General features: G+C 69.1%; 26 protein-coding genes. 19 read left to right on the top strand and 7 right to left on the bottom strand.

What is annotated here, in order from left to right; genetic code table 11:
* Positions 1-21 precede the first annotated feature (21 nt).
* From DVW87_RS10305 to DVW87_RS10295, 3 genes are all read left to right on the top strand, one after another.
* Entirely contained in the window at positions 22-732 is a 711-nt protein-coding gene (locus DVW87_RS10305; protein WP_114687685.1) for a CoA transferase subunit A, read from the top strand.
* Complete coding sequence (locus DVW87_RS10300) at positions 732-1382, top strand: CoA transferase subunit B (protein WP_114687684.1); 651 nt, start codon at positions 732-734, stop codon at positions 1380-1382. The genes DVW87_RS10305 and DVW87_RS10300 overlap by 1 nt, the downstream gene beginning before the upstream one ends.
* A 125-nt stretch (positions 1383-1507) precedes the next feature.
* Positions 1508-2488, top strand: a complete 981-nt coding sequence (locus DVW87_RS10295; RefSeq protein WP_114687683.1) for an aldo/keto reductase — start codon at positions 1508-1510, stop codon at positions 2486-2488.
* 70 nt (positions 2489-2558) lie between these two features.
* On the opposite strand, the gene DVW87_RS10290 is transcribed toward DVW87_RS10295, so the two are convergent.
* The 6 genes from DVW87_RS10290 to DVW87_RS10265 all read right to left on the bottom strand — a co-directional run bounded on the left by DVW87_RS10290 (position 2559) and on the right by DVW87_RS10265 (position 11305).
* Positions 2559-3080 carry a hypothetical protein gene (locus DVW87_RS10290; RefSeq protein ID WP_114687682.1) on the bottom strand — a complete coding sequence of 174 codons (522 nt, stop codon included), beginning with the start codon at positions 3078-3080 and terminating at the stop codon, positions 2559-2561.
* A 689-nt stretch (positions 3081-3769) separates the two neighbouring features.
* Entirely contained in the window at positions 3770-6163 is a 2394-nt protein-coding gene (locus DVW87_RS10285; RefSeq protein ID WP_114687681.1) for a phosphoketolase family protein, read from the bottom strand.
* A gap of 15 nt (positions 6164-6178) precedes the next feature.
* Positions 6179-6952: an enoyl-ACP reductase FabI gene (gene fabI / locus DVW87_RS10280; protein WP_114687680.1), complete on the bottom strand. Its 774-nt coding sequence runs from the start codon at positions 6950-6952 to the stop codon at positions 6179-6181.
* On the bottom strand, positions 6949-8142 hold the full coding sequence (locus DVW87_RS10275; protein ID WP_114687679.1) for an acetate/propionate family kinase: 1194 nt from the start codon (positions 8140-8142) through the stop codon (positions 6949-6951). Before DVW87_RS10275 ends, fabI begins: the two co-directional genes overlap by 4 nt.
* 1 nt (position 8143) lies before the next feature.
* A complete protein-coding gene (locus DVW87_RS10270; protein ID WP_114687678.1) occupies positions 8144-9538 on the bottom strand; it encodes a bifunctional enoyl-CoA hydratase/phosphate acetyltransferase in 1395 nt (464 codons plus the stop codon).
* A gap of 3 nt (positions 9539-9541) precedes the next feature.
* The gene (locus DVW87_RS10265; RefSeq protein ID WP_114687677.1) at positions 9542-11305 is read right to left on the bottom strand and encodes a PHA/PHB synthase family protein; all 1764 of its coding nucleotides are present in this window, start codon (positions 11303-11305) and stop codon (positions 9542-9544) included.
* 95 nt (positions 11306-11400) lie between these two features.
* Here DVW87_RS10265 and DVW87_RS10260 point away from each other — a divergent pair, with 95 nt between their 5' ends.
* From DVW87_RS10260 to DVW87_RS10190, 15 genes are all read left to right on the top strand, one after another.
* Entirely contained in the window at positions 11401-12105 is a 705-nt protein-coding gene (locus tag DVW87_RS10260) for a Crp/Fnr family transcriptional regulator (RefSeq protein ID WP_114687676.1), read from the top strand.
* A gap of 66 nt (positions 12106-12171) precedes the next feature.
* Entirely contained in the window at positions 12172-13581 is a 1410-nt protein-coding gene (gene atpD / locus DVW87_RS10255; protein ID WP_114687675.1) for a F0F1 ATP synthase subunit beta, read from the top strand.
* Positions 13578-13988, top strand: coding sequence for a F0F1 ATP synthase subunit epsilon (locus tag DVW87_RS10250; RefSeq protein WP_114687674.1), 411 nt, complete (start codon positions 13578-13580; stop codon positions 13986-13988). Before atpD ends, DVW87_RS10250 begins: the two co-directional genes overlap by 4 nt.
* Entirely contained in the window at positions 13985-14266 is a 282-nt protein-coding gene (locus DVW87_RS10245; protein WP_114687673.1) for an AtpZ/AtpI family protein, read from the top strand. Before DVW87_RS10250 ends, DVW87_RS10245 begins: the two co-directional genes overlap by 4 nt.
* Positions 14263-14523 carry an ATP synthase subunit I gene (locus DVW87_RS10240; protein ID WP_114687672.1) on the top strand — a complete coding sequence of 87 codons (261 nt, stop codon included), beginning with the start codon at positions 14263-14265 and terminating at the stop codon, positions 14521-14523. Before DVW87_RS10245 ends, DVW87_RS10240 begins: the two co-directional genes overlap by 4 nt.
* Positions 14520-15212 (top strand): F0F1 ATP synthase subunit A, encoded by a 693-nt coding sequence (locus tag DVW87_RS10235; protein ID WP_181814796.1) that lies wholly within the window; start codon positions 14520-14522, stop codon positions 15210-15212. The genes DVW87_RS10240 and DVW87_RS10235 overlap by 4 nt, the downstream gene beginning before the upstream one ends.
* Complete coding sequence (locus DVW87_RS10230) at positions 15209-15451, top strand: F0F1 ATP synthase subunit C (RefSeq protein WP_114687671.1); 243 nt, start codon at positions 15209-15211, stop codon at positions 15449-15451. The genes DVW87_RS10235 and DVW87_RS10230 overlap by 4 nt, the downstream gene beginning before the upstream one ends.
* 13 nt (positions 15452-15464) lie before the next feature.
* Positions 15465-16220, top strand: a complete 756-nt coding sequence (locus tag DVW87_RS10225; RefSeq protein ID WP_181814795.1) for a F0F1 ATP synthase subunit B family protein — start codon at positions 15465-15467, stop codon at positions 16218-16220.
* Positions 16186-17721: a F0F1 ATP synthase subunit alpha gene (locus DVW87_RS10220; RefSeq protein WP_114687669.1), complete on the top strand. Its 1536-nt coding sequence runs from the start codon at positions 16186-16188 to the stop codon at positions 17719-17721. Before DVW87_RS10225 ends, DVW87_RS10220 begins: the two co-directional genes overlap by 35 nt.
* Positions 17718-18563, top strand: coding sequence for a F0F1 ATP synthase subunit gamma (locus DVW87_RS10215; RefSeq protein ID WP_114687668.1), 846 nt, complete (start codon positions 17718-17720; stop codon positions 18561-18563). Before DVW87_RS10220 ends, DVW87_RS10215 begins: the two co-directional genes overlap by 4 nt.
* Positions 18564-18639: 76 nt before the next feature.
* Positions 18640-19662 carry an alcohol dehydrogenase AdhP gene (gene adhP / locus DVW87_RS10210; protein WP_114687667.1) on the top strand — a complete coding sequence of 341 codons (1023 nt, stop codon included), beginning with the start codon at positions 18640-18642 and terminating at the stop codon, positions 19660-19662.
* A gap of 205 nt (positions 19663-19867) precedes the next feature.
* A complete protein-coding gene (locus DVW87_RS10205) occupies positions 19868-20494 on the top strand; it encodes an NAD(P)H-dependent oxidoreductase (RefSeq protein WP_114687666.1) in 627 nt (208 codons plus the stop codon).
* Positions 20495-21099: 605 nt separating this feature from the next.
* The gene (locus DVW87_RS10200; protein WP_147276252.1) at positions 21100-22788 is read left to right on the top strand and encodes a patatin-like phospholipase family protein; all 1689 of its coding nucleotides are present in this window, start codon (positions 21100-21102) and stop codon (positions 22786-22788) included.
* Positions 22789-22926: 138 nt separating this feature from the next.
* Positions 22927-23349 (top strand): biotin/lipoyl-binding protein, encoded by a 423-nt coding sequence (locus tag DVW87_RS10195; protein ID WP_181814794.1) that lies wholly within the window; start codon positions 22927-22929, stop codon positions 23347-23349.
* 164 nt (positions 23350-23513) lie between these two features.
* Positions 23514-24302, top strand: a complete 789-nt coding sequence (locus DVW87_RS10190; RefSeq protein WP_114687663.1) for an SDR family oxidoreductase — start codon at positions 23514-23516, stop codon at positions 24300-24302.
* A gap of 349 nt (positions 24303-24651) precedes the next feature.
* Here the strand turns inward: DVW87_RS10190 and DVW87_RS10185 are convergent, their stop codons facing one another.
* Positions 24652-25548, bottom strand: a complete 897-nt coding sequence (locus tag DVW87_RS10185) for an AraC family transcriptional regulator (RefSeq protein ID WP_114687662.1) — start codon at positions 25546-25548, stop codon at positions 24652-24654.
* Between the two features lie 106 nt (positions 25549-25654).
* On the opposite strand from DVW87_RS10185, the gene DVW87_RS10180 reads away from it, so the two are divergent.
* A complete protein-coding gene (locus DVW87_RS10180; protein WP_114687661.1) occupies positions 25655-26635 on the top strand; it encodes an SDR family oxidoreductase in 981 nt (326 codons plus the stop codon).
* Position 26636 lies beyond the last annotated feature (1 nt).

Here is a 26636-nt window from a genome sequence, read left to right as displayed (position 1 = left end):
CAACTGCCGGAGAGTTGCCGCATGACCAGAAAGCTCTATCCCGATGCCGCCGCCGCCCTCGACGGGGTGCTGTTCGACGGCATGACGATCTGCGCCGGCGGTTTCGGCCTGTCGGGCATCCCCGAGCGCCTGATCGACGCGATCCGCGATGCCGGCACCAGGGAGCTGACCATCGCCAGCAACAATGCCGGCGTGGACGGCGAGGGCCTCGGCAAGCTGCTGCGCACGCGGCAGGTGAAGAAGATGATCTCCTCCTATGTCGGCGAGAACAAGGAGTTCGAGCGGCAGTATCTGTCGGGCGAGCTGGAGGTGGAGTTCTGTCCCCAAGGCACGCTGGCCGAGCGGTGCCGCGCCGGCGGCGCAGGCATTCCCGGCTTCTACACCAGGACGGGCGTCGGCACGCTGGTGGCCGAGGGCAAGGAAGTGAAGCAGTTCGACGGCGAGGATTACATCCTGGAACGCGGCATCCGCGCCGACCTGTCGATCATCAAGGGCTGGAAAGCGGACGAGAGCGGCAACCTGCTGTTCCGCAAGACGGCGCGCAATTTCAACCAGCCGATGGCCACCGCCGGTAAGGTATGCGTCGCCGAGGTGGAGGAGATCGTGCCGGTGGGCGCGCTCGATCCGGACCAGATCCATCTGCCGGGCATCTACGTGAACCGGCTGATCCTGGGCGCGCCATACGACAAGAAGATCGAGTTCCGCACCACGCGCAAGAGGGAGGCCGCCTGATGGCTGGGGATGCAAAGGGCTGGACCCGCGACGAAATGGCCGCCCGCGCCGCACGCGAGCTGCAGGACGGCTTCTACGTCAACCTGGGCATCGGCATTCCGACGCTGGTGGCCAACCACATTCCGGCCGGCGTTACTGTGACGCTGCAGTCGGAAAACGGCATGCTTGGGATCGGTCCCTTTCCCTATGAGGGCGAGGAGGACCCCGACCTTATCAATGCCGGCAAGCAGACGATCAGCGAGTTGCCGCAATCGGTCTATTTCGGTTCGGACCAGAGCTTCGCCATGATCCGCGGCGGACATATCGACCTCACCGTGCTGGGCGCGATGGAAGTGAGCCAGGACGGCGACATCGCCAACTGGATGATCCCGGGCAAGATGATCAAGGGCATGGGCGGCGCCATGGACCTGGTCGCCGGCGTCAAGAAGATCATCGTGGTGATGGAGCATACCTCCAGGGACGGCACGCCCAAGTTCCTGCCCGAATGCTCGCTGCCGCTGACCGGCCGGAACGTGGTGGACATGATCGTCACCGATCTTGCCGTGTTCCAGCGGCCCGACCACCAGTCGCCGTTCCGGCTGATCGAATGCGCACCGGGCGTCACGGCGGACGAGGTCGCGGCGAAGACCACCGCGCGCTTCGTCCACTAGGGCGCCAAAGCCACCTCGTCCGACGGGGCTGCCTTTCCTCCGCTGAACCAACGGAACCGATGCGGCGCTCTGCCGTAGGGGGGAAGAAGCCGCCGGCAACAAGGCCAGGCGCGGGAGACAGCAGCATGGAATATCGGAAACTCGGCAATACCGGCCTCGACGTCTCGCGGCTGTGCCTCGGCTGCATGACCTATGGCGATCCCGGCCGCGGCAATCACGAATGGACGCTGGACGAGGAGAAGAGCCGCCCCTTGCTGAAGCAGGCGATCGAACTCGGCATCAACTTCTTCGACACCGCCAACGTCTATTCGGACGGCAGTTCGGAGGAGATCGTCGGCCGTGCGCTCAAGGAGTTCGCCCGGCGCGACGAGGTGGTGATCGCGACCAAGGTCCATGGCCGGATGCGCCCCGGTCCCAACGGCGCGGGGCTGAGCCGCAAGGCGATCCTGCAGGAGATCGACGCCAGCCTCCTGCGGCTGGGAACGGACTATGTGGATCTCTACCAGATCCACCGCTTCGACCATGAGGTGCCGATCGAGGAGACGCTGGAGGCGCTCCATGACGTCGTGAAGGCCGGCAAGGCACGCTATATCGGCGCTTCCTCCATGTATGCCTGGCAGTTCGCCACCATGCTCCACACCGCCGACGCGAACGGCTGGACGCGGTTCTCGACCATGCAGAATTATGTGAACCTGCTGTATCGCGAGGAGGAGCGGGAGATGCTGCCCCTGTGCGAGGCGGAAGGCATTGGCGTCATTCCCTGGAGCCCGCTGGCCCGCGGACGACTGACCCGCGACTGGGACGAGACCACCGACCGCTCGCGCACGGACAAGTTCGGGAGCAGCCTCTACCGGCGGACCGCCGATGCCGACCGGAAGGTGGTGGAGGCGGTCGCCGCCGTCGCTGCGGAGCGCGGGGTGCCGCGCGCGCAGATCGCGCTGGCCTGGGTGCTGCAACACCCTGCCGTTTCCGCGCCGATCGTCGGCGCTTCCAAGGCGGGTCATCTGGAGGACGCGGTGGCGGCGTTGAACATCGTCCTGAGCGACGACGAGATCAGGCGCCTGGAGGAGCCGTACGTGCCCCACGGCATCGTCGGCTTCGAGTGAGCGGGTTCGATCGCAGCGCGTGAGACGGGAGGCGCAGGCCGAACCTGCGCCTCCCACCGGGGTTGAAGCGTCAGAGCGCTGCCGCGCGCGACCGCGTGGAGCTGTGCCCGCCGGCGCCGTACAGGATGTCGGCAGCGGCTTCCGGATCGATCCCGGCAGCGTTGGTGTCGACCGATACGAACACGCCGCCCCTGCCGATATGCTGCTCGTAATAGGTCGCGTCTTCCCGGCTCACGCCGTGATCGGTCATCACCTTTTCCAGGCCGCCGACCGCGCCGCCCAAGGCCGCGCCGGTCACCGCGGCGCCGGGCACGGCCGATGCGGCGATCGCCCCTGCGCCCACGAGCGGGCCGACCCCGGGGATGGCAAGAGCCGCGATGCCCAGCAGCGTGCCGATGCCGGCCCCGGCGGCAACCTTGCCGACGAACTCCTGCGTGTCGTTGCCGCCACCGTCCGTGGTGGTGTTCTTGCCGTCATGCTGCGCCACGATCGAGATGGCGCTGTCGTTCACACCGTTGCTGCGCAAGGCGGTGACGGCGCGCTCCGCCTCGGCATGGCTGTCGAAGACGGCGGAAATGAGATTCGAGTTCATACGCTCTCCATCGCTCGGGGGCACATCGCCCGTAAGGAGCCAAGCCGTTGAGGACGCGAACGTTCCGGCGGAAAGTGGGTGAACGATGGCGTTACCATCGCGAGGACCGGCGGTTGGTGGCCTTGTCCGGGAGCTATCGCCGGCCGCGTTGGAACGCCGCCACCACGGAACGGATCAGATGACCGGAATGAACGGGGCGTCCTGATATCGGGTGCTCGCGCATCGAGCCTCACCCGCTCTGTGTTCGAGGACAAGAGACTCGCCTTGCCGCCCTCGCGGAGGTGGACCCGCGGGCCTGGCAACTGCGCTGCTCGCGCAAAAAGCCTTAGCCTCCAGCGTGTGGTCAACGGCTTCATGGCTGCGCTGAACCACAACGTCGCGCTGCATCGCCGCGCCGTGCCCGCCGACCTGCCGAGTTCGGACTGAAGCTGGGGGCTCCTGACCTATCGACCACCGCTGCGCGCGATAACCAGATCCTCAGCGACGACGAGGTGCGACCATTGTTTGCCGGACGCGGCAAAGACGCCCCCCTTGATGGACCGGCGAGCACATAAGGCGCATCGATCCGAACGGGCGCAGGGCGGCGATGGAGGTCACCGCTTTCCGGCGACCAAGCGGCGCGTCACCTCGCACGCGGTGACTACGCCGGCCCGGCCATGGAACTCGCCGCCCCTCCCGAGCGCCCGCGGTCAGTCGCCCGCTTCGGCGGCGGTCTTGTACGGCCAGCTCCAGTCGCGGATTTCGGGCATGTCCTCGCCATGGCTGTTCACGTAGAGCTTGTGCGCGATCCGCTTGTCGCGGAACGCCTGCTTGGCGTGCGCGGCGGTGGCCGCGAGGCCCGGCACCCGGTCGATCACGTCCATCGCCAGGTGGAAGCGGTCGAGGTCGTTGAGCACTACCATGTCGAACGGCGTGGTCGTGGTGCCTTCCTCCTTGAAGCCACGCACATGGAAATTGTGGTGGTTGGTGCGGCGGTAGGTCAGCCGGTGGATCAGCCACGGATAGCCGTGGAAGGCGAAGATCACCGGCCGGTCGCGGGTGAAGATCGCGTCGAAATCGGCATCGGTGAGGCCATGGGGATGCTCCTCATGCGGCTGGAGCGTCATCAGGTCGACGACATTGACGACGCGGACCTTCAGGCCCGGAACGTGCTGGCGCAGCAGGTCGACCGCGGCGATCGTCTCAAGCGTGGGCACGTCGCCCGCGCAGGCCATCACCACGTCGGGCGGGGCGCCGTCGCCGTCGGTCCCGGCCCAATCCCAGATGCCGACGCCGGCCGCGCAATGCACCTCCGCCTCCTCGGCAGTGAGCCATTGCGGCGCCGGCTGCTTGCCGGCGACGATCACGTTGATGCGGTCGTGCGTGCCCAGGCAATGATCGACGGTCCGCAGCAGCGTGTTGGCGTCGGGCGGCAGGTAGACGCGCACCACGTCCGCCTTCTTGTTCACGACCAGGTCGAGGAAGCCCGGATCCTGATGGCTGAACCCGTTATGGTCCTGCCGCCAGACATGGCTCGACAGCAGATAGTTGAACGACGGCACCGGCCGCCGCCAATCGAGTTCGCGGCTGACCTTGAGCCATTTGGCGTGCTGGTTGAACATCGAATCGACGATGTGGACGAACGCTTCGTAGCAGTTGAACAGCCCGTGCCGCCCGCTCAGCGTATAGCCTTCTAGCCACCCCTGGCAGAGATGCTCCGACAATACCTCCATCACGCGCCCGCCGGCGGCGAGATGATCGTCATAGGGCTCGATCGGCGCCATCCATGCGCGGTCGGTCGCCTCGAACACGGCGTTCAGCCGGTTCGAATTGGTTTCGTCCGGGCCCATCACGCGGAAGTTGCGGGCGTCCGCGCTCATGCGCAGCACCTCGGCGAGATACTGGCCCGTCGCGCGGGTGGATTCGGCGATCGCCCCGCACGGATGCGGCACGTCGACCGCGAAGTCGCGCCAGTCGGGACGTTTCAGCGGGTGCAGCCCGCCCGCATTCGCATAGGGGCTGGCGCCCATCCGCTTGCCGCCTTCCGGCGCGAGCGCCCGCAGCTCAGGCAGCAGTCGCCCTTCCGCATCGAACAGCTCGTCGAGCTGGTAGCTGCGCATCCATTCCTCGAGCACCTTGCGATGCGCGTCGCTTTCACGCGCGGCATCGACCGGTACCTGATGCGCGCGCCAGAAGCCTTCGACCTTCTTGCCGTCCACTTCCTTGGGCCCGGTCCAGCCCTTGGGGCTGCGCAGCACGATCATCGGCCAGCGCGGCATCCCCTCGGCGGTGCCGGCACGTGCGGCGCGCTGGATCTCGGCGATGCGGTCGAAGCAGCGGTCGAGCGTCGCAGCCATCGCACCATGCATCGGCATCGGGTCCGCGCCCTCGACGAAGAAGGGCTCGTAGCCGAAGCCTTCGAACAGCTGGCACAGCGCCTCGTCGCTCATCCGGCCCATGATCGTCGGGTTGGCGATCTTGTAGCCGTTGAGGTGCAGGATCGGCAGCACGGCCCCGTCGTGCACGGGATCGAGGAACTTGTTGCCGTGCCACGACGCGGCGAGCGGCCCGGTTTCCGCCTCGCCGTCGCCGATCACGCAGGCGACCACCAGATCCGGATTGTCGAACGCGGCGCCGTAAGCGTGGACCAGCGCATAGCCGAGCTCGCCGCCCTCGTGGATCGATCCCGGTGTCTCGGGCGCCGCGTGGCTGGGGATGCCGCCGGGGAAGGAGAATTGGCGGAACAGCCGGCGCAGGCCATCGGCATCGTCGCCGATCAGCGGATAGATCTCGCTATAGGTGCCTTCCAGCCAGGTGTTGGCGACCATGCCGGGGCCGCCGTGCCCCGGACCGCAGATGTAGAGCACGTTGCTGTCTCGTTCCCGGATCACCCGGTTGAGATGCGCGTAGATGAAGTTCAGGCCCGGCGTCGTGCCCCAATGGCCGAGCAGGCGCGGCTTGATGTGCTCGGCCGCCAGCGGCTCGCGCAGCAGCGGATTGTCGAGCAGGTAGATCTGCCCGACCGACAGATAATTGGCCGCGCGCCAATAGCGGTCGATCAGCCGCGCTTCGTCGGCCGTAAGGGTGCTTTCCGGAGTGCTCATGTCTTTCTCCTTCGCTCAGGCGAGCAGATGCTGGCCGCTGTCGACCGGGATGATCGTGCCCGTGATGCGCCGTGCGGCATCGCTGACCAGGAACGCGGCCAGCGCGCCGACGTCGCCGATCTCGACGAGCTGGCCTTCGGGTGCACGCGCGGCGGCGCGGTCGAGCAGCTCGTCGAACCGGTCGATGCCGCTCGCCGCGCGCGTCGCGATCGGGCCGGGCGAGATCGCATGGGCGCGGATGCCCCTCGGCCCCAGCTCGGCGGCGACGTAGCGCGTCGCGCTTTCCAGCGCCGCCTTGACCGGACCCATCAGATTGTAGTGCTCGACCACCCGTTCGGAGCCGTAGAAGGTGACGGTGAGCAGGCAGCCACCGTCGCGCATCAGCGGCTCGGCGAGCCGCGCCATCGCAAGGAAGGAGTGGCACGACACGTCCATCGCGGTGGCGAACCCCTCGGCCGAACTATCGACGACGCGGCCGTGCAGATCCTCCTTCGGGGCGAAGGCGATGGAATGGAGCAGGAAGTCGAGTCCGCCCCATTCGCCACGGATGCGATCGAACAGCGCCTCGGTCTCGCCGGGCACGCGCACGTCGCACGGCGCGAGCCACTCGATGCCGAGCCGCTCGGCCACCGGCGCCACGAACGGCTTTGCCTTGTCGTTGAGATAGGTGCCGGCCAGCCGGGCGCCGCACTGGCGGAACGCCTGCGCGCAGCCGGTCGCGATGCTGTGTTCGTTGGCGATGCCGACGACGAGGCCGCGCTTGCCCGAGAGATCGACCAGCGGCTTCATCGTGCGGCGCTCCCGACCACGTCGCGGGCATGGATGGCGATCATGGCTTCCTCGTCGGTGGGGATGACCCGGACCGTAACGCGGCTTTCGGGCGTGCTGATGACGGGTTCGCCGCGCTCGTTCGCCTGCTCGTCCAGCACGACGCCCAGCCAGCCGAGCCGGGCGCAGACGCGGGCGCGGACCTCGGTCGCGTTCTCGCCGATGCCGGCGGTGAAGACGACGCCGTCGACCCCGCCGAGCGACGCGACCAGCGCCCCGCTTTCGCGGGCGATGCGATAGGTAAACAGGTCGATGGCTTCGGCGCTGCGCGGATCGTCGCTGTCGAGCAGCGCGCGCATGTCGCTCGATACCCCGGATACTCCGAGCAGGCCGGAGCGATCGTAGAGCAGGTGCTCCACCGCGTCGGCCGAAAGTCCGTGCTGGCGCATCAGGTAGAAGATCACGCCGGGATCGATCGTGCCGCAGCGCGTGCCCATCATCAGCCCGTCGAGCGCGGTGAACCCCATGGTGGTGTCGATGCTGCGCCCGCCGTGCATCGCGCAGAGGCTGGCGCCGTTGCCGAGATGCGCGGCGATTACGCGCCCGGCGGCGAGCGGCGGATCGAGCTCCGCCAGCCGCCCGGCGACATATTCATAGGACAGGCCGTGAAAGCCGTAGCGCCGCACGCCTTCTTCCTCCAGCGCGCGCGGAAGGGCGAAGCGCGTGGCGACCGCCGGCTGTTCGTGGTGGAAGGCGGTATCGAAACAGGCGACCTGTCGCAGCGACGGACGCGCCGCGCGCACCGCGCGAATCGCATGGAGGCTGTGGGGCTGGTGGAGCGGGGCGAGCGGGCAGAGCGCGTCCAGCCGGTCGAGCACGGTGTCGTCGATCGCCACGGGAGCGAAGAAGTCGCGACCGCCATGGACCACGCGGTTGCCCACGCCGATGAGCCGGTCGCCATCGACATGCGTGTCCACCCAGTCGAGCAGATCGCCCAGGAACGCCTCGTGGCTGAGGTCGGCGCCGTCCTCCCAGCGCTTCTCGGTCAGCACCGCGCCGTTGGCCGCGCGGGCGATCAGGTGCGGCGCCGTGCCGATCCCCTCGATCTTGCCGCGCGCGACCGCTTGCGGATCACCGGAGCCCTCGACCTGGAAGATCGCGAACTTGATGCTGGACGAGCCCGCGTTGAGCGTGAGGAGCGCACCGGCCATGTCAGCCCGCCTCCGCCGCGCGGGCCAGCAGCACGGCGAGCGCGCAGGAGGCGAGCCGCGTGCGCACGCTGTCCGCGCGGCTGGTAAGGACGATCGGCACGCGCGCGCCGAGCACGATTCCCGCGGCATCGGCACCGGCGAGGAAGGTCAGTTGCTTGGCGATCATGTTGCCTGCCTCCAGATTCGGCACGACCAGGATGTCGGCCATGCCTGCAACGGGCGAGCGGATGCCTTTCTCCTGCGCGGCGGCCGGGCTGATCGCATTGTCGAGCGCGAGCGGCCCGTCGATCAGGCCGCCGGCGATCTGGCCGCGATCCGCCATCTTGCAGAGCGCCGCCGCCTCCAGCGTCGAGCGCATCTTGGGGTTCACCGTCTCGACCGCGGCGAGGATCGCGACGCGCGGCGTCTCGATGCCGATCGCCTGCGCGAGACCGATCGCGTTGCGGATGATGTCGGCCTTTTCCTCCAGGCCCGGCTCGATGTTGATCGCCGCGTCGGTGACCAGCAGCGGGCGCGGATGGCCGGGCACGTCCATGACGTAGACGTGGCTGATCCGCCGCTCGGTGCGCAATCCCGCCGAGGCGGCCAGGACGGCGGAGAGCAGTTCGTCGGTGTGGAGCGATCCCTTGACCAGCAGCCCGGCCTCGCCCGAAGCGACCAGCGCGACGGCCTCGGCCGCCGCGGCGTGGCTGTGCGGCGCGGGGACCAGGCGGAACGCCGTGATATCCGCCGAGGCGGCTTCCGCGGCGGCCCGGATCTTCGCTTCGGGGCCGACGAGGATCGGCGCGATCAGTCCTGCATCGGCGGCCTGCACCGCCGCCCGGATCGCCTGTGGATCGCACGGATGCGCGATCGCGGCGCGCACCGGAGCCGCGCCGCTCGCCCGCTTGAGCAGCGCGTGATAGCGTTCGTGCCCGGCGAGCCGCACGTCCGGCAGCGCCACGCGCGGGCGGCTGACCTTGTCGCGCGGGGCCTTCACTTCGGCCCGGCCGGTGATGACGTCCTCGCCCGCCTGGTTGGTGCAGCGGCATTCGAGCACCAGCAGGTCATGCTCCACCCGCTTCTCGGCGACGGTCACCGTCGCGGTGATCGTGTCGCCGAGCGCCACCGGGCGGGTGAAGCGCAGGGTCTGGCTGAGATAGATGGTGCCGGGCCCCGGCAGCTCGGTGCCGAGCACGGCGGAGATCAGCCCGCCGCCCCACATGCCGTGCGCGATCACGCGGTGGAACATGTCGGTGGCGGCGAATTCCGGATCGACATGCGCCGGGTTCACGTCGCCGGAGACCAGCGCGAAGAGCTGGATGTCCTGCACGGTGAGCGTGCGGGTGACGCTGGCGGTGTCGCCGACGGCGATCTCGTCGAAGGTGCGGTTCTCGATGGTGGTGGGTGGGCTCATCGTTCAACGCTCCAGTATGTAGCTGCCGGGCGCGTCGGTGAGCGGCGGATAGGCGGCGCTGCCCGGCGCCGGCGGTGAAGCGTCGCGCGGGCCGGAGCGTTCCGCCAGCCACGCCTGCCATGCCGGCCACCACGAGCCCTCGCGCTGCTCGGCCCGGGCGGCCCAGCTCGCGGGATCGGCATAGGGCGCGCCGGCTTCGCGTCTCGCGATGCGGAAATGGCGGCGGGGGTGGCCCGGCTCGCTGACGATCCCCGCATTGTGCCCGCCGGAGGTCAGCACGAAGCTGATCTCGCCCGGGTTCAGCAGATGGAGCTTGTACACCGATCGCCACGGCGCGACGTGATCGGTTTCGGTTCCCACCACGAAGAAGGGCAGGTGGATGTCCGACAGGGCGATCGGCTTGCCCTCCACCTCGAACCGGCCGGCGGCGAGGTCGTTCCGCAGGAAGAGGCGGCGCAGATATTCGGAATGCATCCGCGCAGGCATCCGGGTGGCGTCGTTGTTCCAGGTCATCAGGTCGTTGGCATGTTCCTGCTCGCCGAGGAAGTAGCTGCGCAGCAGCCGCGACCAGATCAGGTCGCGCGAGCGCAGGAGCTGGAACGCGCCGCCCATCTGCCGCCCGTCGAGATAGCCCTGTGCGGCCATCACGTCTTCGAGGAAGGCGAGCTGGTCCTCGGTGATGAAGAGTTGCAGTTCGCCCGCTTCGCTGAAATCGGTCTGCGCCGCGAACAGCGTGACGCTCGCAAGCCGTTCATCGCCGTCGCGCGCCATTGCAGCGGCGGTGACGGCGAGCAGCGTGCCGCCCAGGCAGTAGCCGGCGGCGTGGACCTTCGCGCCGCCGCAGATCGCGGACGCCGCCTCGATCGCCGTCATCGCCGCGCGGCGATAGTCGTCGAACCCGGTGTCGCGCAGGTCCGCTCCGGGATTGCGCCAGGACATGCAGAAGACGCTGTGCCCCTGTTCGACGAGGTAGCGGATCAGCGAATTGTGCGGCGAAAGGTCGAGAATATAGTATTTCATGATCCACGCCGGCACGATCAGCACCGGCTCGGCATGGACCGTTTCGGTTGCGGGCGCGTACTGGATCAGCTCGAACAGCGTGTCGCGCCAGATCACCTTGCCCGGCGTCACGGCGAGGTCGCGGCCGACGCGCAGCGCTTCGCCGCTGCCGCCGGCACGGCCGCCCAAATCGGCGAGCAGGTTGCCATAGCCCGCAAGCAGGTTCTTCCCGCCCTCCGCCGCCGTCCGCGCGAGGATCTCCGGGTTCGCCCAGGGCAGGTTCGACGGCGAGACCATGTCGAGCCACTGCCGCGCGGCGAAGTTGACGATTCGCCCGTTCTCTACCGAAACGCCGGGGAGGCCGGTGGTGGCACGCTCCATCCAATCCTCCGCAAGCAGGAAGCCCTGTTCGAGCAGGTCGAACGGAGCTTCCTTCCAGCCCGGATCGGTGAAGCGGTGGTCTCCCGGGGCAGGCTGCACCGGCTCGCCGCCCGCAGCGATGTCGAACAGCCGCACCCAGCGCTGGAAAGCGTCGGTGGCGAGTTCGGCGCGGCGCGACGGCGCATTGGCGAGATGGCTCGCCCAATCGGCGCAAGCCTGCCACAGCGCAAAGGGCGACACGCCGCCGGTCAGCCGTCCCTGGAGCCCGTGCAGCCAGCGATCGGCGCCGGCGGTGGAGGCCGGCGCAGCGGGCGGCGTCTGCGCCGGAGGTGTGTGGACCTCGGAAGCAGCCGTGTCCGATCCGGCGATGCGGGCTTGTTCGTTCACTGCGCGACCCCTCGGCTGTGTGGCACGGCAGGCGATACGCGGTGACAGCCGCCGCGACTTTGACGACGGTCAAGTGGAACCCTAGAGGGCGCGCGATGACCGAGCCGAGTGAAGCATCCGCCAGCCCGTTCGGCTGCGACATCGCCAAGTTGCTGACGCCTGCCGAGCAGGAGCAGCTCCTGCGGGCCGGCACGCAGTTCTCCTGCGCGGCGGACGGCACGATCTACCGCGAGGGAGATGCGGCGGGGCACCTCTACCTGCTGGATCGCGGCATCGTGCGGGCGAGCCGCCTGCTGCTGGACGGAAATCGCCAGCTCGTCAGCTTCCTGTGGAGCGGCGACATGTTCGGCCTTTCGGAAGCGGGACGGTATGTGAACTCGCTCGAAGCGGTGTGCGACAGCGTGCTCCACCGCATCCCGATCGCCGCGATGGAAGCGATGCTGCGCGAGGATGCGCAGCTCGCGCTCGGCTTCGCCATCCGTGCCGCGCACGAGCTGCGGACCGCGCAGGGCCACATCCTGTGCCTCGGGCAACTGGACGTCCAGCGCCGCGTCGCGCGCTTCCTGCTGGATTGTACGGAACAGCCGGAGCTGTTCGATCGCGCGAGCGGCGTGCTGATCCTGCCGATGAAACGGCTGGACATGGCCGATTACCTCGGGGCCACGGTCGAGGCGGTGGCGCGCGCGCTCACCCGGCTGGAAAGAGAGGGGCTGATCCGGCGGCTGACGCGGCGTGACATCCTGCTTCCCGATCCCGAAGCGCTCGGCTGCTATGCCGGATGGGCACGGCAGCCGATTTGACGGAAGTCAAAGTCGCCGGGGCGATCGGGAGCTAGTCGGACCGCCTCAGCAAGGCGAGGCCCAGGCGTGCAGCACGACGCAGCAGCGAAGATCGGCAGAGTGGCGGCGGTGCGCGGCCCGGTGATCGACGTCGCCTTTCCCGGCGACACGCTCCCCGCCATCAACGAGGCGTTGCACGTGCGCGCGCCGGCCGGCACGCTCGTGGCCGAAGTGCAGAGCCATGTGGACGAACAGACCGTCCGCGCCGTTTCGCTCCATGCCACCAGCGGCCTCGCACGCTCGGTGGCGGTCGAGGCGACGGGCGCGCCGATCGCCGTGCCGGTGGGAGATGCCGTGCTGGGCCGGCTGCTGACGCCGACGGGGGACGTCGGCGACGGGGGCGCCGCGCTTGCCGCCGAGGTGCCGCTTCGCCCGATTCACCGCGCGCCGCCGCCGCTCGAGGAGCAGAGCGCGGCGACCCGGATGTTCGAAACCGGCATCAAGGTGATCGACCTGCTCGCCCCGCTGGCACAGGGCGGCAAGGCGGCGATGTTCGGCGGCGCGGGCGTCGGCAAGACCGTGCTGGTGATGGAGCTGATCCGCGCGATGGTCGCGCGCTACGAAGGCGTATCGGTGTTCGCGGGCATCGGCGAACGCTCGCGTGAGGGGCACGAGCTGTTGTCCGACATGCGCGGCTCGGGCGTAATCGACAAGACGGTGCTCGTCTTCGGCCAGATGAACGAGCCGCCCGGCGCGCGCTGGCGCGTTGCGCTGACCGCGCTCACGGTCGCCGAATATTTCCGCGACGAGCAGAAGCGCAACGTGCTGCTGCTGATGGATAACGTCTTCCGCTTCGTTCAGGCCGGCAGCGAGGTCTCCGGCCTGCTGGGGCGCCTGCCGTCGCGCGTCGGCTATCAGCCGACGCTGGCGAGCGAGGTCGCCGCGTTGCAGGAACGGATCGCCTCGGTGGAAGGTGCATCGGTGACGGCGATCGAGGCGGTCTATGTGCCCGCCGACGATTTCACCGACCCGGCGGTGACGACGATCTCCGATCATCTCGACAGCACCGTGCTGCTGTCGCGCGCGATGGCGGCGGAGGGCATGTATCCGGCGGTCGATCCGGTCGGCTCCTCCTCGATCCTGCTCGATCCGCTGGTGGTGGGCGAGGACCATTATGCACTGGCGCAGAAGGTGCGCGAGACGATCGCGCATTATCGCGAGTTGCAGGACATCATCTCGCTGCTCGGCATGGAGGAGCTGGGGCAGGAGGATCGGCTGGTGGTCGGCCGTGCCCGCCGGCTGCAGCGGTTCCTGACGCAGCCGTTCGTCGTCACTGAGGCGTTCACCGGACAGGCCGGACGCTCGGTGAGCCTCGCCGACACGCTGGCGGGCGTGCGCGCGATCCTCGACGGCGAGACCGACGACTGGCCGGAAAGCGCGCTCTACATGGTGGGCGACCTCGCCGAGGCGCGCGCCAAGGCGGGCGCGGGGGGATGAGGCTGCGCATCACCGATCCCACCGCGATCCTCGTCGATCGCGAGGTCGCCGCGATTCGGGCGGAGGACGCCAGCGGCAGCTTCGGCATCCTCGACGGCCATGCTGACTTCCTGACGGCGCTGGAAATCTCCGTCGTGTCGTGGCGCGAGCGCGACGGCAGGCCGGGCTATTGCGCGGTGCATAACGGCATCCTGACGGTGAGCGGCGGCAGGCAGGTGGCGATCGCGACGCGCGAGGGGCATGTCGGCGACGATCTGGACGAACTCGAACACGTCGTGCTCAGCCAGTATCGCGCCGAGCTCGACGCCGAACGGACGAGCCGCACCGTAGCGGCGAAGCTGCGGATGCAGGCGATCCGCCGCATGGTGCAGGCGCTGCAAGGCGGACCGGGGGAAATCGGGCTGTGAGCGGCGAACTGCCTCCCCCCGACAAGCCGCTGGCCGAGGCCGTGCGGCTGCGCGCGGAGCGGCGCAGGCGGGCCGGGCGGCTGCCGACGGTCACGCGCAATCTGGGTCAGATCGGCATCCTCGGCTGGCAGGTGACGGTGCCGATGCTGGTCGGGCTGGCGATCGGGCGCTGGCTCGATCACCGGCTGGCGAGCGGCATCTTCTGGACCGCGCCGCTGCTGATCGTCGGCACCGGGCTCGGCTGCTGGTCGGCCTGGGCATGGATCCAGCGGCAATGATCGGGCTCGTCCTGCTCTTCTTCGCGCTCGGCGCCCTGGCGGGCGCGGTGCATTTTGCGGCGCTCGCCCGCGATGCGGACCTGCTGGTGCGCGGCGGCTCGGCCCTCGCCGTGATCGGATTGCGGCTGGGGCGGATGCTGCTGACGGTCGCCATGCTTGTCGTCGCCGCGCGGCAGGGCTGGCCGGCCCTGGTGGCGGCCAGCATCGGCACCCTCGTCGCGCGGCAGCTCGTGCTGCGCAGGCTGGGCGCGGCATGAAGATCGCCTCGCCGCTCGAAACCCATGTGCTGTTCACGGTCGGCCCGGTGCCGATCGCGCAGCCGGTCGTCACCACCTGGGGCATCATGGCGGTGCTGACGCTCGTCTCCTGGGCGGTGACGCGCCGCCTCGCGCTCCATCCCGGCAAGGCGCAGGCCGCGCTCGAACTCACGGTCGACATGATCGCCGGCCAGATCCGCGAGACGATGGAGGTGCCGCCGGCGCGCTATCTGCCGCTGATCGGCACCTTCCTTATCTTCATCCTCGCCGCCAACTGGTCGTCGCTGGTCCCCGGCGTCGAGCCGCCGACCGCCGCGCTGGAGACGGACGCCGCGCTCGCGCTGATCGTGTTCGGCGCGACGATCTACTACGGCGTCCGTGTGCTCGGCCCCGCAGGCTATCTGCGCAGCTTCGCGCAGCCTTCGTTCCTGCTCGCGCCGCTCAACCTGATCGAGCTGTTCACCCGCAGCCTGTCGCTCACCGTCCGCCTGTTCGGCAACGTGATGAGCGGCGTGTTCATGATTGGCGTGGTGCTGAGCCTCGCCGGGCTGCTGGTGCCAATCCCGCTGATGGCGCTCGAACTGCTGACCGGCGCGGTGCAGGCCTATATTTTCGCCACGCTGGCCATGGTGTTCATCGGCGGCGCGATCAGCGAAGCATCCCACACTCACGAAGGGGCAAACCCATGAACTGGATCCACATTGTCAGCATCCTCGGCGCGGCGCTGGCCGTGGCGCTCGGCGCGATCGGGCCCGCGCTCGCGCAGGGCCGGGCGGTCGCCGCCGCGATGGATGCGATCGCGCGCCAGCCGGAAGCGGCGAACACCGTGTCGCGCACGCTGTTCGTCGGCCTCGCGCTGATCGAGACGATGGCGATCTACTGCCTGGTCGTCGCGCTGCTGCTGCTCTTCGCCAATCCGTTCGCCTGAAGGCGCCGCGACGGTGCATTTCGACGGGTGGACGCTCGCGCTCCAGACGATCAACGTGCTGGTGCTGGTCTGGCTGCTCAAGCGGTTCCTGTTCCGGCCGGTGGCGGATATGATCGCGGCGCGCCAGGCGGCAGCGGAGACGCTGCTCGCCGATGCCGAGGCGGCGCGTGCCGAAGCGGCGGCGCGCGCGACGGCGCTCAAGGCGCAGAACGACGCCTTCGCCGCCGAGGCGGTCGAGCGCCGCGCGGCGATGCAGGCGGGCGTCGAGGCCGATCGGGCGCGCCTGCTTGCCCAGGCCAAGGAAGCGGCGGAGGCGCTCTCGCGGCAGGCGCAGGCGGCGAGTGCGGCGGAGCGCGAACGGATCGAACGCGAGCTGGAGGCGCGCGCGGGCGTGCTTGCCGGCAGCATGGCGGAGAAGCTGCTGCGCCGCCTGCCCGAGCGCGAGACCACCGCGGCGATGTTCGCCGCCCTGCTCGATCGCCTGCGCGCGATGCCCGAGCCCGAACGCCGCAAGCTGGCCGCGGAAGGGACGCTGACCCTCGTCACCCCCGCCGCGCCCGGCGAGGCCGACCGGGTTCGCTACGCCGATGCGCTGCGCCAGCTCCTGCCGGACATGACGCCGCCCGAGTTCGCGGCCGACCCCGCGCTGGTCGCCGGGTTCGAGCTGCGCGGCCCGCACACCATCGTGCGCAACAGTTGGCGCGCGGATCTCGATGGCCTGATCGCGCGCCTGAATGAGGAGGAAGGCAGCCGTGCCGCACTCGCCTGACGACTGGCTCGCAAAAGCCGAGGCGCGCATCGCCGACGCCGCATCGGGGCCGGAGCTCCAGCAGATCGGCCGCGTCGAATCGATCGGCGACGGGGTGGCGATGGTCTCCGGCCTGCCGGACGCGCGGCTCGACGAGCTGCTTCATTTCGCCGGAGGGCAGGCGGGCTTCGTCCAGACGCTCGACCGCGACCGGATCGGCTGCGTGCTGCTCGACGCCGGCGATGACGTGCGTGCCGGCGCGCTGGTGACCGGCACCGGCGAAGTGGTGCGCACGCCGGTTGGCCCGGACCTGCTCGGGCGCGTGATCGATCCGCTCGGCCGCCCGCTCGACGGCGGCCCCGCCATCCGTGCCGACAGCTTCGAGCCGATCGAGCGGCCGGCGCCCGCGATCATCGATCGCGACCTGGTGGTGCAGCCGGTGCAGACCGGCACGCTGGTGGTGGACGCGATGTTCGCGCTCGGCCGCGGCCAGCGCGAGCTGGTGCTGGGCGACCGCGCGACGGGCAAGACGTCGCTTGCGGTGGATGCGATCATCAACCAGCGGTCGAGCGACATCGTCTGCGTCTATGTTGCGATCGGGCAGAAGTCCTCCAGCGTCGCGCGCGTGATCGACCAGGTGCGCCGCCACGGCGCGCCGGAGCGCTGCATCTTCGTGGTGGCGAGCCCCGCATCCGCGCCGGGGATGCAGTGGATCGCGCCGTTCGCCGGCTTCACCATCGCCGAATATTTCCGCGACCGCGGCGGACATGCGCTGGTGGTGGTGGACGATCTCACCAAGCACGCCGCCACCCACCGCGAGATCGCGCTGCTGACCGGCCAGCCGCCGGGGCGCGAAGCCTACCCGGGCGACGTGTTCTTCCTCCATTCAAGGCTGCTCGAGCGTGCGGCCAAGCTCGCGCCGGGGAAGGGCGGCGGCTCGCTCACCGCGCTGCCCATCGCGGAGACCGATGCGGGGAACCTCAGCGCCTATATCCCGACCAACCTCATCTCGATCACCGACGGGCAGATCGTGCTCGACGCCAAGCTGTTCGCCGAGGGGCACAAGCCGGCGGTGGACGTCGGCACCAGCGTCAGCCGCGTCGGCGGCAAGACGCAGGCGAAGGCGTTGCGCGCGGCGACGGGCACGCTGCGGCTGGACTATGCGCAGTTCATCGAGCTGGAGATGTTCACCCGCTTCGGCGAGCAGCCCGAGCCGCGCATACAGGCGCAGATCGAGCGCGGGCGGCGGCTGCGCGCGCTGCTCGCCCAGCCGCAGTTCCGGCCGCTGCGGGTGATCGACCAGACCGCGCTGGCGCTGGCGCTGGTGCAAGGGCTGTTCGACACGCTGCCGCTGGCCGAGGTGTCGAAGATCCGTGCGGCGCTGCCGGGCTGGCTCGACGCGCATGTGCCCGACGTGGTGACGGCGGTGGAGGCCTCGGGCGTGCTCGACGATGCGCACCGCAGCGCGCTGCTCGCCACCGTCGCGCAACTGGCGGCCCAGCCGGCCGCGGCGGCGGCGTGAGCGACCGGCTGGCCGAGGTCGGCTGGCGCATCGCCACCGTACGCCAGCTCGGCGCGGTGGTGAATGCGATGCGCGGTATCGCGGGCGCACGGGCGCAGCAGAGCCGTGCGCTGCTCCCCGCGATCCGCGCCTATGCCGAGGTCGCCGCGGGAGCGATCGCCCAGGCGCGGCGGCTGGACCGATCCGAGCCGGCAGAGCCGCAGCGGCCCGGCAAGGCCCGTCCCGGCCTGATCGTCTTCGGCGCCGAACAGGGCTTCGCCGGGGCGTTCGTCGAACAGGCGCTCGACGCGGCGCGGGGCGATTTCGGCCACGCTTATATCCTCCTCGTCGGCACGCGCGCGGCGGCGCTGGCGGGCGAGCGCGGTCTGGCGGCGGAATGGCAGACCAGCCTGCCCAACCGCGCCGCCGCCATCCCGGATACCGCGCGTCGCATCGTCGAGGCGGTTTACGATTATCTGGCGAGCGCGGGCCCCGCGCCGGTGGCGATGCTGTTTCCCGTCTGGCGCGCGGCCGGGGGCGTCACGATCGTCCGCCGCAGCCTGCTGCCGTTCGACCCGGCCGGCACGTCCGCGTCGGGCACGGGCGCGGTCCCGCTGACCAACCTGCCGCCCGCCGAGCTGATCGTCCGGCTGGCCCAGGAGCATGTGTTCGCGCAGCTGTGCGAGGCGGCGGCCGAGGCGTTCGCCGCGGAGAACGAGGCGCGCATGGCGACGATGGCGGCGGCCAAGACCAACATCGACGGCAAGCTCGCCGCCCTGCAGGCGGAGGAGCGGCTGACGCGGCAGGAGGAGATCACCGCCGAGGTGGTCGAACTCGCCGCAGGGGCGCGCTCCCGCCGCTGATTGACCACCGTCAAGGATCGCCGCCGGTCCTTTCCCCTACAGCGGCCGTCAAGGATCGCCGCAAGGAGCAGAGCAGATGCCGACCATGAAGGCCGCCGTGGCACGCGGGTTCCGCCAGCCGCTCGCCATCGAGGAAATGGAGATTCCCACGCCCGGTCCGGGCGAGGTGCTCGTGAAGATCGAGGCGACCGGCGTGTGCCATACCGATCTCCACGCGATCGACGGTGATTGGCCGGTCAAGCCGATCATGCCGCTGATCCCCGGCCACGAAGGTGTCGGTCATGTCGCCGCGCTCGGCCCGGGCGTGACCGAGCTGAAGGAGGGCGATGCGGTCGGCATCCCCTGGCTGCACGACGCGTGCGGCAGGTGCGAATATTGCCAGACCGGCTGGGAGACGCTGTGCGAACAGCAGCACAACAGCGGCTACAGCGTGAACGGCACCTATGCCGAATATGCGATCGCCAGCGCTCCCTATGTCGGCCACCTGCCGCCCAACCCCGATTTCGATGCGCTGGCGCCGATCCTGTGCGCGGGCGTGACGACCTACAAGGGGCTGAAGGAGACGGAGGCCAAACCGGGGGAGTGGGTGGTCATCTCCGGCATCGGCGGCCTCGGCCATGTCGCCATCCAATATGCCAAGGCGATGGGCCTGCACGTCGCGGCGCTCGACGTGGCGGAAGATAAGCTCGCCCTCGCGCGTGACCTGGGCGCCGATCTGGCGGTCAACTGCGCGACCGGGGATGCGCCCGCGCGCGTGATCGCGGAGACCGGCGGCGGCGCGCACGGGGTGCTCGTCACCGCGGTCTCGCCGGCCGCCTTCGGCCAGGCGATCGCCTGCGCCCGACGCCGCGGCACGGTCGCGCTGGTCGGCCTGCCGCCCGGCGATTTCCCGACGCCGATCTTCGATGTGGTGCTGAAGCGGATCACCGTGCGCGGCTCGATCGTCGGCACGCGCAAGGACCTGGCCGAAGCGCTCGCCTTCGCCGCCGAGGGCAAGGTGCGCACGACCGTGAGCGTCGAGCCGCTGTCGGCGGTCAACGACGTGCACGACCGGATGCGTCGCGGCAAGGTCGAAGGACGCATCGTGTTGCGCCCTTGAGCGAAGCGAAGAGCCGACCACACAGTCGCAGTCGTTCGCACCGCCTCCAGTGACGAGCGTCCCCTCAGAGATGCCGTGACGAGACGGAGGTGCCACCGCCGGCTCGGCCGCGGAGAACGCGCGTTCTTGACCAAGGTCAAGGAGAGTAAGCGGAGCGCGATCTACGCGGCGAGCATCGACCATCTTCCACCAAGGGAAGCCCGACATGTACGATCGTCAGCTGCGCCACATGGTCATCCTCTGCCACCCCGAGCAGGACAGCTTCAACGCATCCGTCGCCAAGGCCTATTGCGCAGCCGTTCACGAGCGCGGCCACGAGGCGCTCGTCCGCGATCTCTACGGGATGGGCTTTCACCCCGTCCTGAAATCCACCGAGCGCCCAGGCGAGCATTTCCGCGAATTCAGCGATGTCGAGCAGGAGCTGGACATCCTCGAGGGAACCGATGTGTTCGTGCTCGTTTATCCGATTTGGTTCGGTGGTCCGCCGGCGATGCTCAAGGGCTATATCGAGCGCGTCCTGGGGAGCGGCGTGGTCCCGCAGTCGGTGCACGATCGCGACGCCCGCGGGGTGCTGGCCGGCAAGCGCCTGGTCAGCTTCACCTCGTCCGCACTGGCTGCGGACTGGCTGGACCAGCAGGGACAACTCCAGGCGGTGATCACCGGCTTCGATCGTTACATCGAGCATGCGTTCGGCATGCAGCCTTCGGAGCATCACCACGTCGGCGGCATCGTGGCCGGCGTGACCTCCGACGTGATCGATCGTCACCTGCACGACGTGCGGGCACAGGCGCATGCCATCGCCGAGCAGATCGAGGCGCGGACAGGTGCGTGAAGCGGCAGACAGGGCCGCGAACAAGGCACAGGCAGCAGTCGCAGCCGGAGATCCGGCTTAGGACAAATTGGTTGTCCTGCACGGGCACCGCCGAATGAGATGGACAATGCTCGGTGCTGTACGAACAAGGAACCTTCGTCAGCTTCGCCAGGTCTGTGCAGCACGGCGCCGGCCAGCTATCCGCTCGCGGTGCCTTCGAGTGAGACGATCGCTCTCGGATCGGCTGGCGCTCCTCTTTCCGCCATAACAAGCCTCGGCGGCTGGTGACGGCAATTGAGCGGGTGAAGTCGCCGGCTGGTGCGTCGGTGGTTCGTCGCATCGGCTGAGGCGGTCCAATCCCGTGCTGATGCAAGGAAGTGTTACTGCAGGAACCTTCGCTCGTAGCTGGGAAGAACCTGTCCCGGGTGACCGATGCTCATGACGTACCCCGCATAGGGGGGGGCGGAGCCGATCGCCTCAGGACCGAACGCAGCTAATACCGGAGGAGCAGATGCACCGCGAGCTGGCCCGGATCGGAATGTGGTACACGCGCTGCCAAACGCAACCAATCAGTAGCGTTTATTGTTAATGTCGCTTAGGTCCTGCCCATAGAGTCGGAGGTTTGCTTGTCGGAAATCCTGTGCCGGGTTTGGATGGGCCATGCGCTGTGCTGCGCGTCCGCTCCCAACCAGGCCCTGGCTTTGGATCGGGTCGTTTCCCGGCTGCTGGCTAGCATCGACTGCGCTGACGAGGGACTGGTCGGATCCCTGCTGCCGAGAAACCGGCCGGCGATGGTGCCGAGGCTGCGGGTCTACGCAGGGTCGCTAGTGCGCGGCAGAGAGGTCGCCTTCGGTCCAGAGCAGGAGATCCCGTTGCGGACGTTGAAGGCGCTTATCGGCTTCCAAGCTGGAGCACGCTTATTGGCTTGGATCTTTGATGCGGTCGAAATCTCGCCGCGACGCAAGCGCTGGGCGGCGGCGAAAGTTACGGGGGGCGACGCTGTGGATCGGTTGAGAGTAGCATCGCAACGGCGCAAACCGTCGTCAGGTGCAGGTTCAGGCGCCGCCATTGAGCATGCCAATGTTGCGCGGGCGGCGGGCTCACGGCCACGGCGGATCGATCATTTTCCACCTTCCCGCCCGAAGGGAGGTCTTGCCGCGCGTGTGGGTAAAGGAGGCGCGCTCTTGGCGTTATGTGCGCTGGCTGCCTGTGCGAGCACGCCAAAGCGCGCGGCGTTCACTTCCGCCGATCTCGCGGTTGCCCGTGTTATCGAAGGCGATGACGTTCGTTTCTGGACGGACGATACCCCTGCGGCGTACCGGAAATGGGGTGAGGCCCTTTTGCGTCAGCGCGGCACGGTCGGCGCCATGCGCCTTCTTGCCCTGTCCGGCGGCTCCGACAAGGGCGCCTATTCGGCAGGTCTCTTGAACGGGTGGACCGAGCGCGGGTCGCGTCCGGTCTTCGACATCGTCACCGGCGTCAGCACCGGCGCCCTGATCGCACCCTTTGCATTCCTCGGCTCTGCGGAGGACCGCTCTCTGACGTCGATCTACACCGGCATCGACAGCGACAGCATCTTCCGGCCGCATGTTCTGAGCGGCTTGCTTGGGGGCTCCAGCCTGCTCGACACCAAGCCGCTGCAAGCGTTGATCGCCCGGCACGTCACGCCGGCGTTCCTCGCGCGCATCGCCGCCGAACACCGGCGCGGCCGCCGGCTCCTGGTGCTCACCACCAATCTGGACGCGCAGCGCGGCGTCGTTTGGGACATGGGCGCGATCGCCGCTAGCGGCTCGCCTCGCAGTGCGGCGCTGTTCCGCGACGTTCTCCTGGCTTCCGCGAGTATTCCCGGCGCGTTCCCCCCGGTGATGGTGGACGTGACCGGCAATGGCCGGCCATTTGCCGAGATGCATGTCGATGGCGGCGCGATCGGCGGCTTCTTCGTCATGCCGCGCGCAATGCTCGACGCTGCCACCGACCCGTCATCAGCGAACGGCGCCGTCCAGATATTGTACAACGGCCGGATCGCCCCGCAGTTCGAAGTGGTGAAGCCCAAGACCTTCGACATCATGAGCCGGGCGCTGTCCACCGTGCTGGGCGAGATCGACCGGTCGACCGTGGCGGACCTCCGCCGCTACGCCCGCGAGCGCCGCATCGCATTCTCGCTGTGCGCGATCGGCAACGACTTCGGCGAACCGGCCGGGAAGCTGTTCGACCCGGCCTATATGCGCGCCCTCTACGACTACGGCCTTCGCACCGGCAAAACCGGTGGCTGCCTGGCCCCGGAGCAGCCGCGGGCGCCGGAACAACCGAAGTGAGGCCCGCGAAACGCTCCCGCGGCGAAAGGCGCCGCGCTCCGGCCCGCTGACGGCGCCGCCTCGCCCGCCTTCGTCCGGCCTGCGCAAGGAGGAAGATCAGGTGACCCATGGCCAGCACTGAAGAGCAGGCCGGCGCTGGTGATCTCGTCGCAGATCGGCGGCTATGTCGCCGAAGTGCTGGTCAGCGACAACCGGCACGTCGCTGCGGGCGAGCCATTGTTGCGCATCGACTCACGTGAATATCAGGCCCAGATCGACCAAGCCGATGCCCCGGTCGCGCAGGCCGAAGCGGGATTGTGCATGGCAGCGGGCTTTCTCCTCGCGCCGGCTTCGGCTGCAGCAGCCGCGCGGGGACTGCGCCCGGGAGGCAGGGACCTGCTCGCGGAGCTCGTTCGCGACTGCGGTGCGGGGCTCTCGCTCATCCTGCGCCAGCTGGAACAGCCGCTGCGGTTTTCCGCCGGGCCGATCGTGCTCATCGGCGCGCTCTTGGCCGAGTGCGTCTGCACGCAGCCGGGCAGCAATCGCACGCTGCAGCCACCAGCGACCTGCTTTTCCACCTGAGCGAGCTGAGTGCCGACGGTATCACGATTGCGGTCAGCTGACGTCCGACGGGTCGATTCACCCATCACCACAACGAACGGAGGAGGTCAGGACGCCATCCAAGGTCCTAAGTACAGACAGCGCCCTATAAACCGACCCAACGTCAGTCACAAGAAAGGCAGGACATGCGAGTTTCAGAGGCTAAGCACGCGTTCATCACCGGGGGCTCAAGCGGCATGGGGTTGGGCATAGCCGACGCCCTCGCCAAACATGGGGTGGCCGTGACGATCGCCGATATCTTCGGCGAACGCGCCGAAGCGGTGGCGGCCGAGCGCGGCGAGCGATTTCAGGCCATCGTCCTCGACGCGAGCGATCGCGCTGCCTGGCCCGAAGCCAAGGCGAAGGCCGAGGCCACGTTCCGCCCGGTCGACATCCTGGTGAACAATGCGGGGATCGGTCCTGACGGCAAGGAGATCGCCGACATCGACCCGAAGTCGTTCGATCGCCTCATGGCGGTCGATGTGACGGGCGTGCTCAACGGCATCGTCACGTTCGCCGCCGACATGCGCGCGCGCCGCACCGGCTTTATCGTCAACAACTCCTCGGTTCTGGGTATCGTACAAGGTTACCCGACCATGGGTTCCTACAGCGCGGCGAAAGCGGCCGTGGTGTCGCTGAGCGAAGCCCTGCGCGCAGAACTGGCGCCGCACGGCGTCGGTGTTGGCGTTTTGTGCCCCGGCCCCGTCGCTACGGACCTCGATAACTCCACGCTGCGGGAGGGCGGCGAGATCGGGCAGTGGCCGGACGTGAAGCGCATGTCCGCTGCCGATGTCGGCGAATGCGTCGTTCGCGGGATCGACAACAACGAAGACTATATCATCAGCCATCCCGACCACATCGAAGGGCCGGCCGCACGGGCCACGGCTATCCGGAACGCCTTCCTGCGGCAGACGCCGGAGCAGGCCAGCGCGTAGTTGATCTCGGCGCGGCGGCAGGTCCCTGAAGCGATCTGCCGCCGCGAAGGCGCGCGGGGCGAAGGACAAGATCGTCCAAGGAGTCGTCAAGGCCGCCGAGGCCTGCGGGCTGATCGAGGGGGCGACGTTCGGCAAAAGGCGGCAGCTGGCGCTGCGCGGGACCGGGCGCCTGCACGAACGGATGCTCGCATTCTATCAGGATGCCCGCCCGATCTGAGGAAAGATGGCGGGGAAGGCGCAGGGATCGCCAGCCTGGTCTCCGGAGTCCGCGCCCGCCTTGAAGAAGCGACCGTGCTCTCTCCGGCGAGCGCCTGCTGCTTGAGGAACTGCTGCGGCGGATCGCGGGTGGCTAGATCCCGCGTCGGGGTGACCGGCCCATGACGCGCTTGAAGGCGACGCCGAATGCACTTTCCGAGGCGTAACCGGCGGCGCGGGCGATCTCGGCGACGCTGTCGCTCCCGGTGCGGAGCGCGTCCGCTGCCCGCAGCATCCGCCATCGGGTGAGGTATTCGATCGGCGCAAGCCCCACCATCTCGCGGAAACAGGCGGCGAAGCTGGTGCGCGACATGCCGGCGCAAGCGGCAAGCGCCTGGAGCGTCCAGCGATGGTCCGGCCGATGATGGACGGCGGCGAGCACGGGAGCCAGCCGGCGATCGCGGAAGGCGGCGAGCCAGCCGGTGGCTGGCGCCATGTCGTCCGCCATGTGCAGCCGCAGCGCCTCGATCAGGATCATCTGCGACAGGTGCTGCATCGCCAGCCGGCTACCGGGGCGAGGCGTCCGCGCCTCCTCGAACATCCGGTCGAGCAGGGTCCTCAGCCGTGCCTGCGCCCGGGCACTTTCGATCAGCATCGTGCGCGGCAGCAGTTCCGCCAGCAGTCGGGCATGGGCATCGTCCAGCGCGAACAGGCAGCCCAGCCCCAGGAACGCCCCGCCGCCCTGATGGACGGCGACCCCGCCGCGCTTGGCCGCGAAGATCGGATAGGCGGGGACGGAAGGCGCCGCGAGATCGCCCGCGAGGCGGAACCGTCCGGCGACCGACAGGAAACAGTCGCCGGCATTGAGCCGGATCGGCTGCGCCAGATCATCCGCCTCCAGCCAGCAGTCGCCACTCATGACCGCCTGCAGTCGTATCTGGTTCTCGCCGGGAAACTGGATCGACCAGCGCCCGCCTGCATCGAGGGCGGCGGCCACCGAGAAGCGCGGCTTCACCAACGCCAGCACTTCGGACAGGGGATCATCGTCCATGTCGGGCCACCATCGGTTACGGACGATCGAAACAGAGTTCGGGTCGATCACGCATAGAACGTCCGGTGCGCGATATCTACCTCGCCAAGCAACGACGGAGGACGATATGCGCGTGTTTCTCACCGGCGCGACCGGTTTTATCGGCCCGGCGCTTGCCAGGGACCTGCTGGCGCAGGGGCACGAGGTGATCGGCCTGGCCCGGACCGACGCGGCGGCCGACAGGCTGCGCGCGATCGGGGTGCAGCCGCACCGTGGCAGCCTGAAGGAGCCGGACACGCTGCGGCGGGCCGCAGGCGCAGCCGATGGCGTGATCCATCTCGCCTACACGTTCTCGCCGGGCGACCTTCCGCTCGGGCGCCTGCTCGGTGCGGTGCTGGGCGGCGCGCCGTGGCGAACCGTGCCGCGCATGATGCGGGCGATCACCGCCACCAACGATGCGGCGCTGGACGCTATCGGCATGGCGCTGGAGGGCTCGGGTCGACCGCTGGTGACGGCGTTCGCCACCATGGGCGTCGCGGGGGCGCCTGGCCACCAGGCGTCCCGCGCCGCGACGGAGGCGGACGGGCCGAACCCGGACTCGGCCGGCTATGTCCGCTCGGTCAGCGAGGCACGGGTGCGGCGCTGGGCGGAGCGCGGGGTACGCGCCTCCATCGTGCGGCTTGCGCCGGCGGTGCACGGGTCGGGAGACACGGGGCTGATCCCGCAGCTCGCCCAGGCCGCGCGCAAGCAGGGTGAAGTGCTCTACGTCGATGATGGCGCCCAGCGCTGGACCGGCGTCCACCACGGCGACGCGGTGACGCTGTTCCGTCTGGCGCTCGAACAGGGCGCGGCCGGCGGCGTCTACCACGGCGTGGGCGATCCCGGCCTCAGCTACCGCGAGATCGCCACGATCATGGGCAAGCGCCTGGGCCTTCCCGTGCGCGCCGGCACATCGGCGCAAGCACGCCGGCAGCTCGGCTTCACCGCGCCCTTCGTCGCGACCGACAACCCGGTCGCCAGCGATGGCACTCGACGCGAACTCGGCTGGACCCCGGTTGGCCCGACATTGCGCGAGGATCTGGAAGGACCGGCCTATTTCAGGAACTGAC

This window comes from Sphingomonas aracearum (genome assembly GCF_003345355.1).
Taxonomy (GTDB): domain Bacteria; phylum Pseudomonadota; class Alphaproteobacteria; order Sphingomonadales; family Sphingomonadaceae; genus Sphingomonas; species Sphingomonas aracearum.
This window is presented reverse-complemented; position numbering and strand designations above follow the sequence as displayed.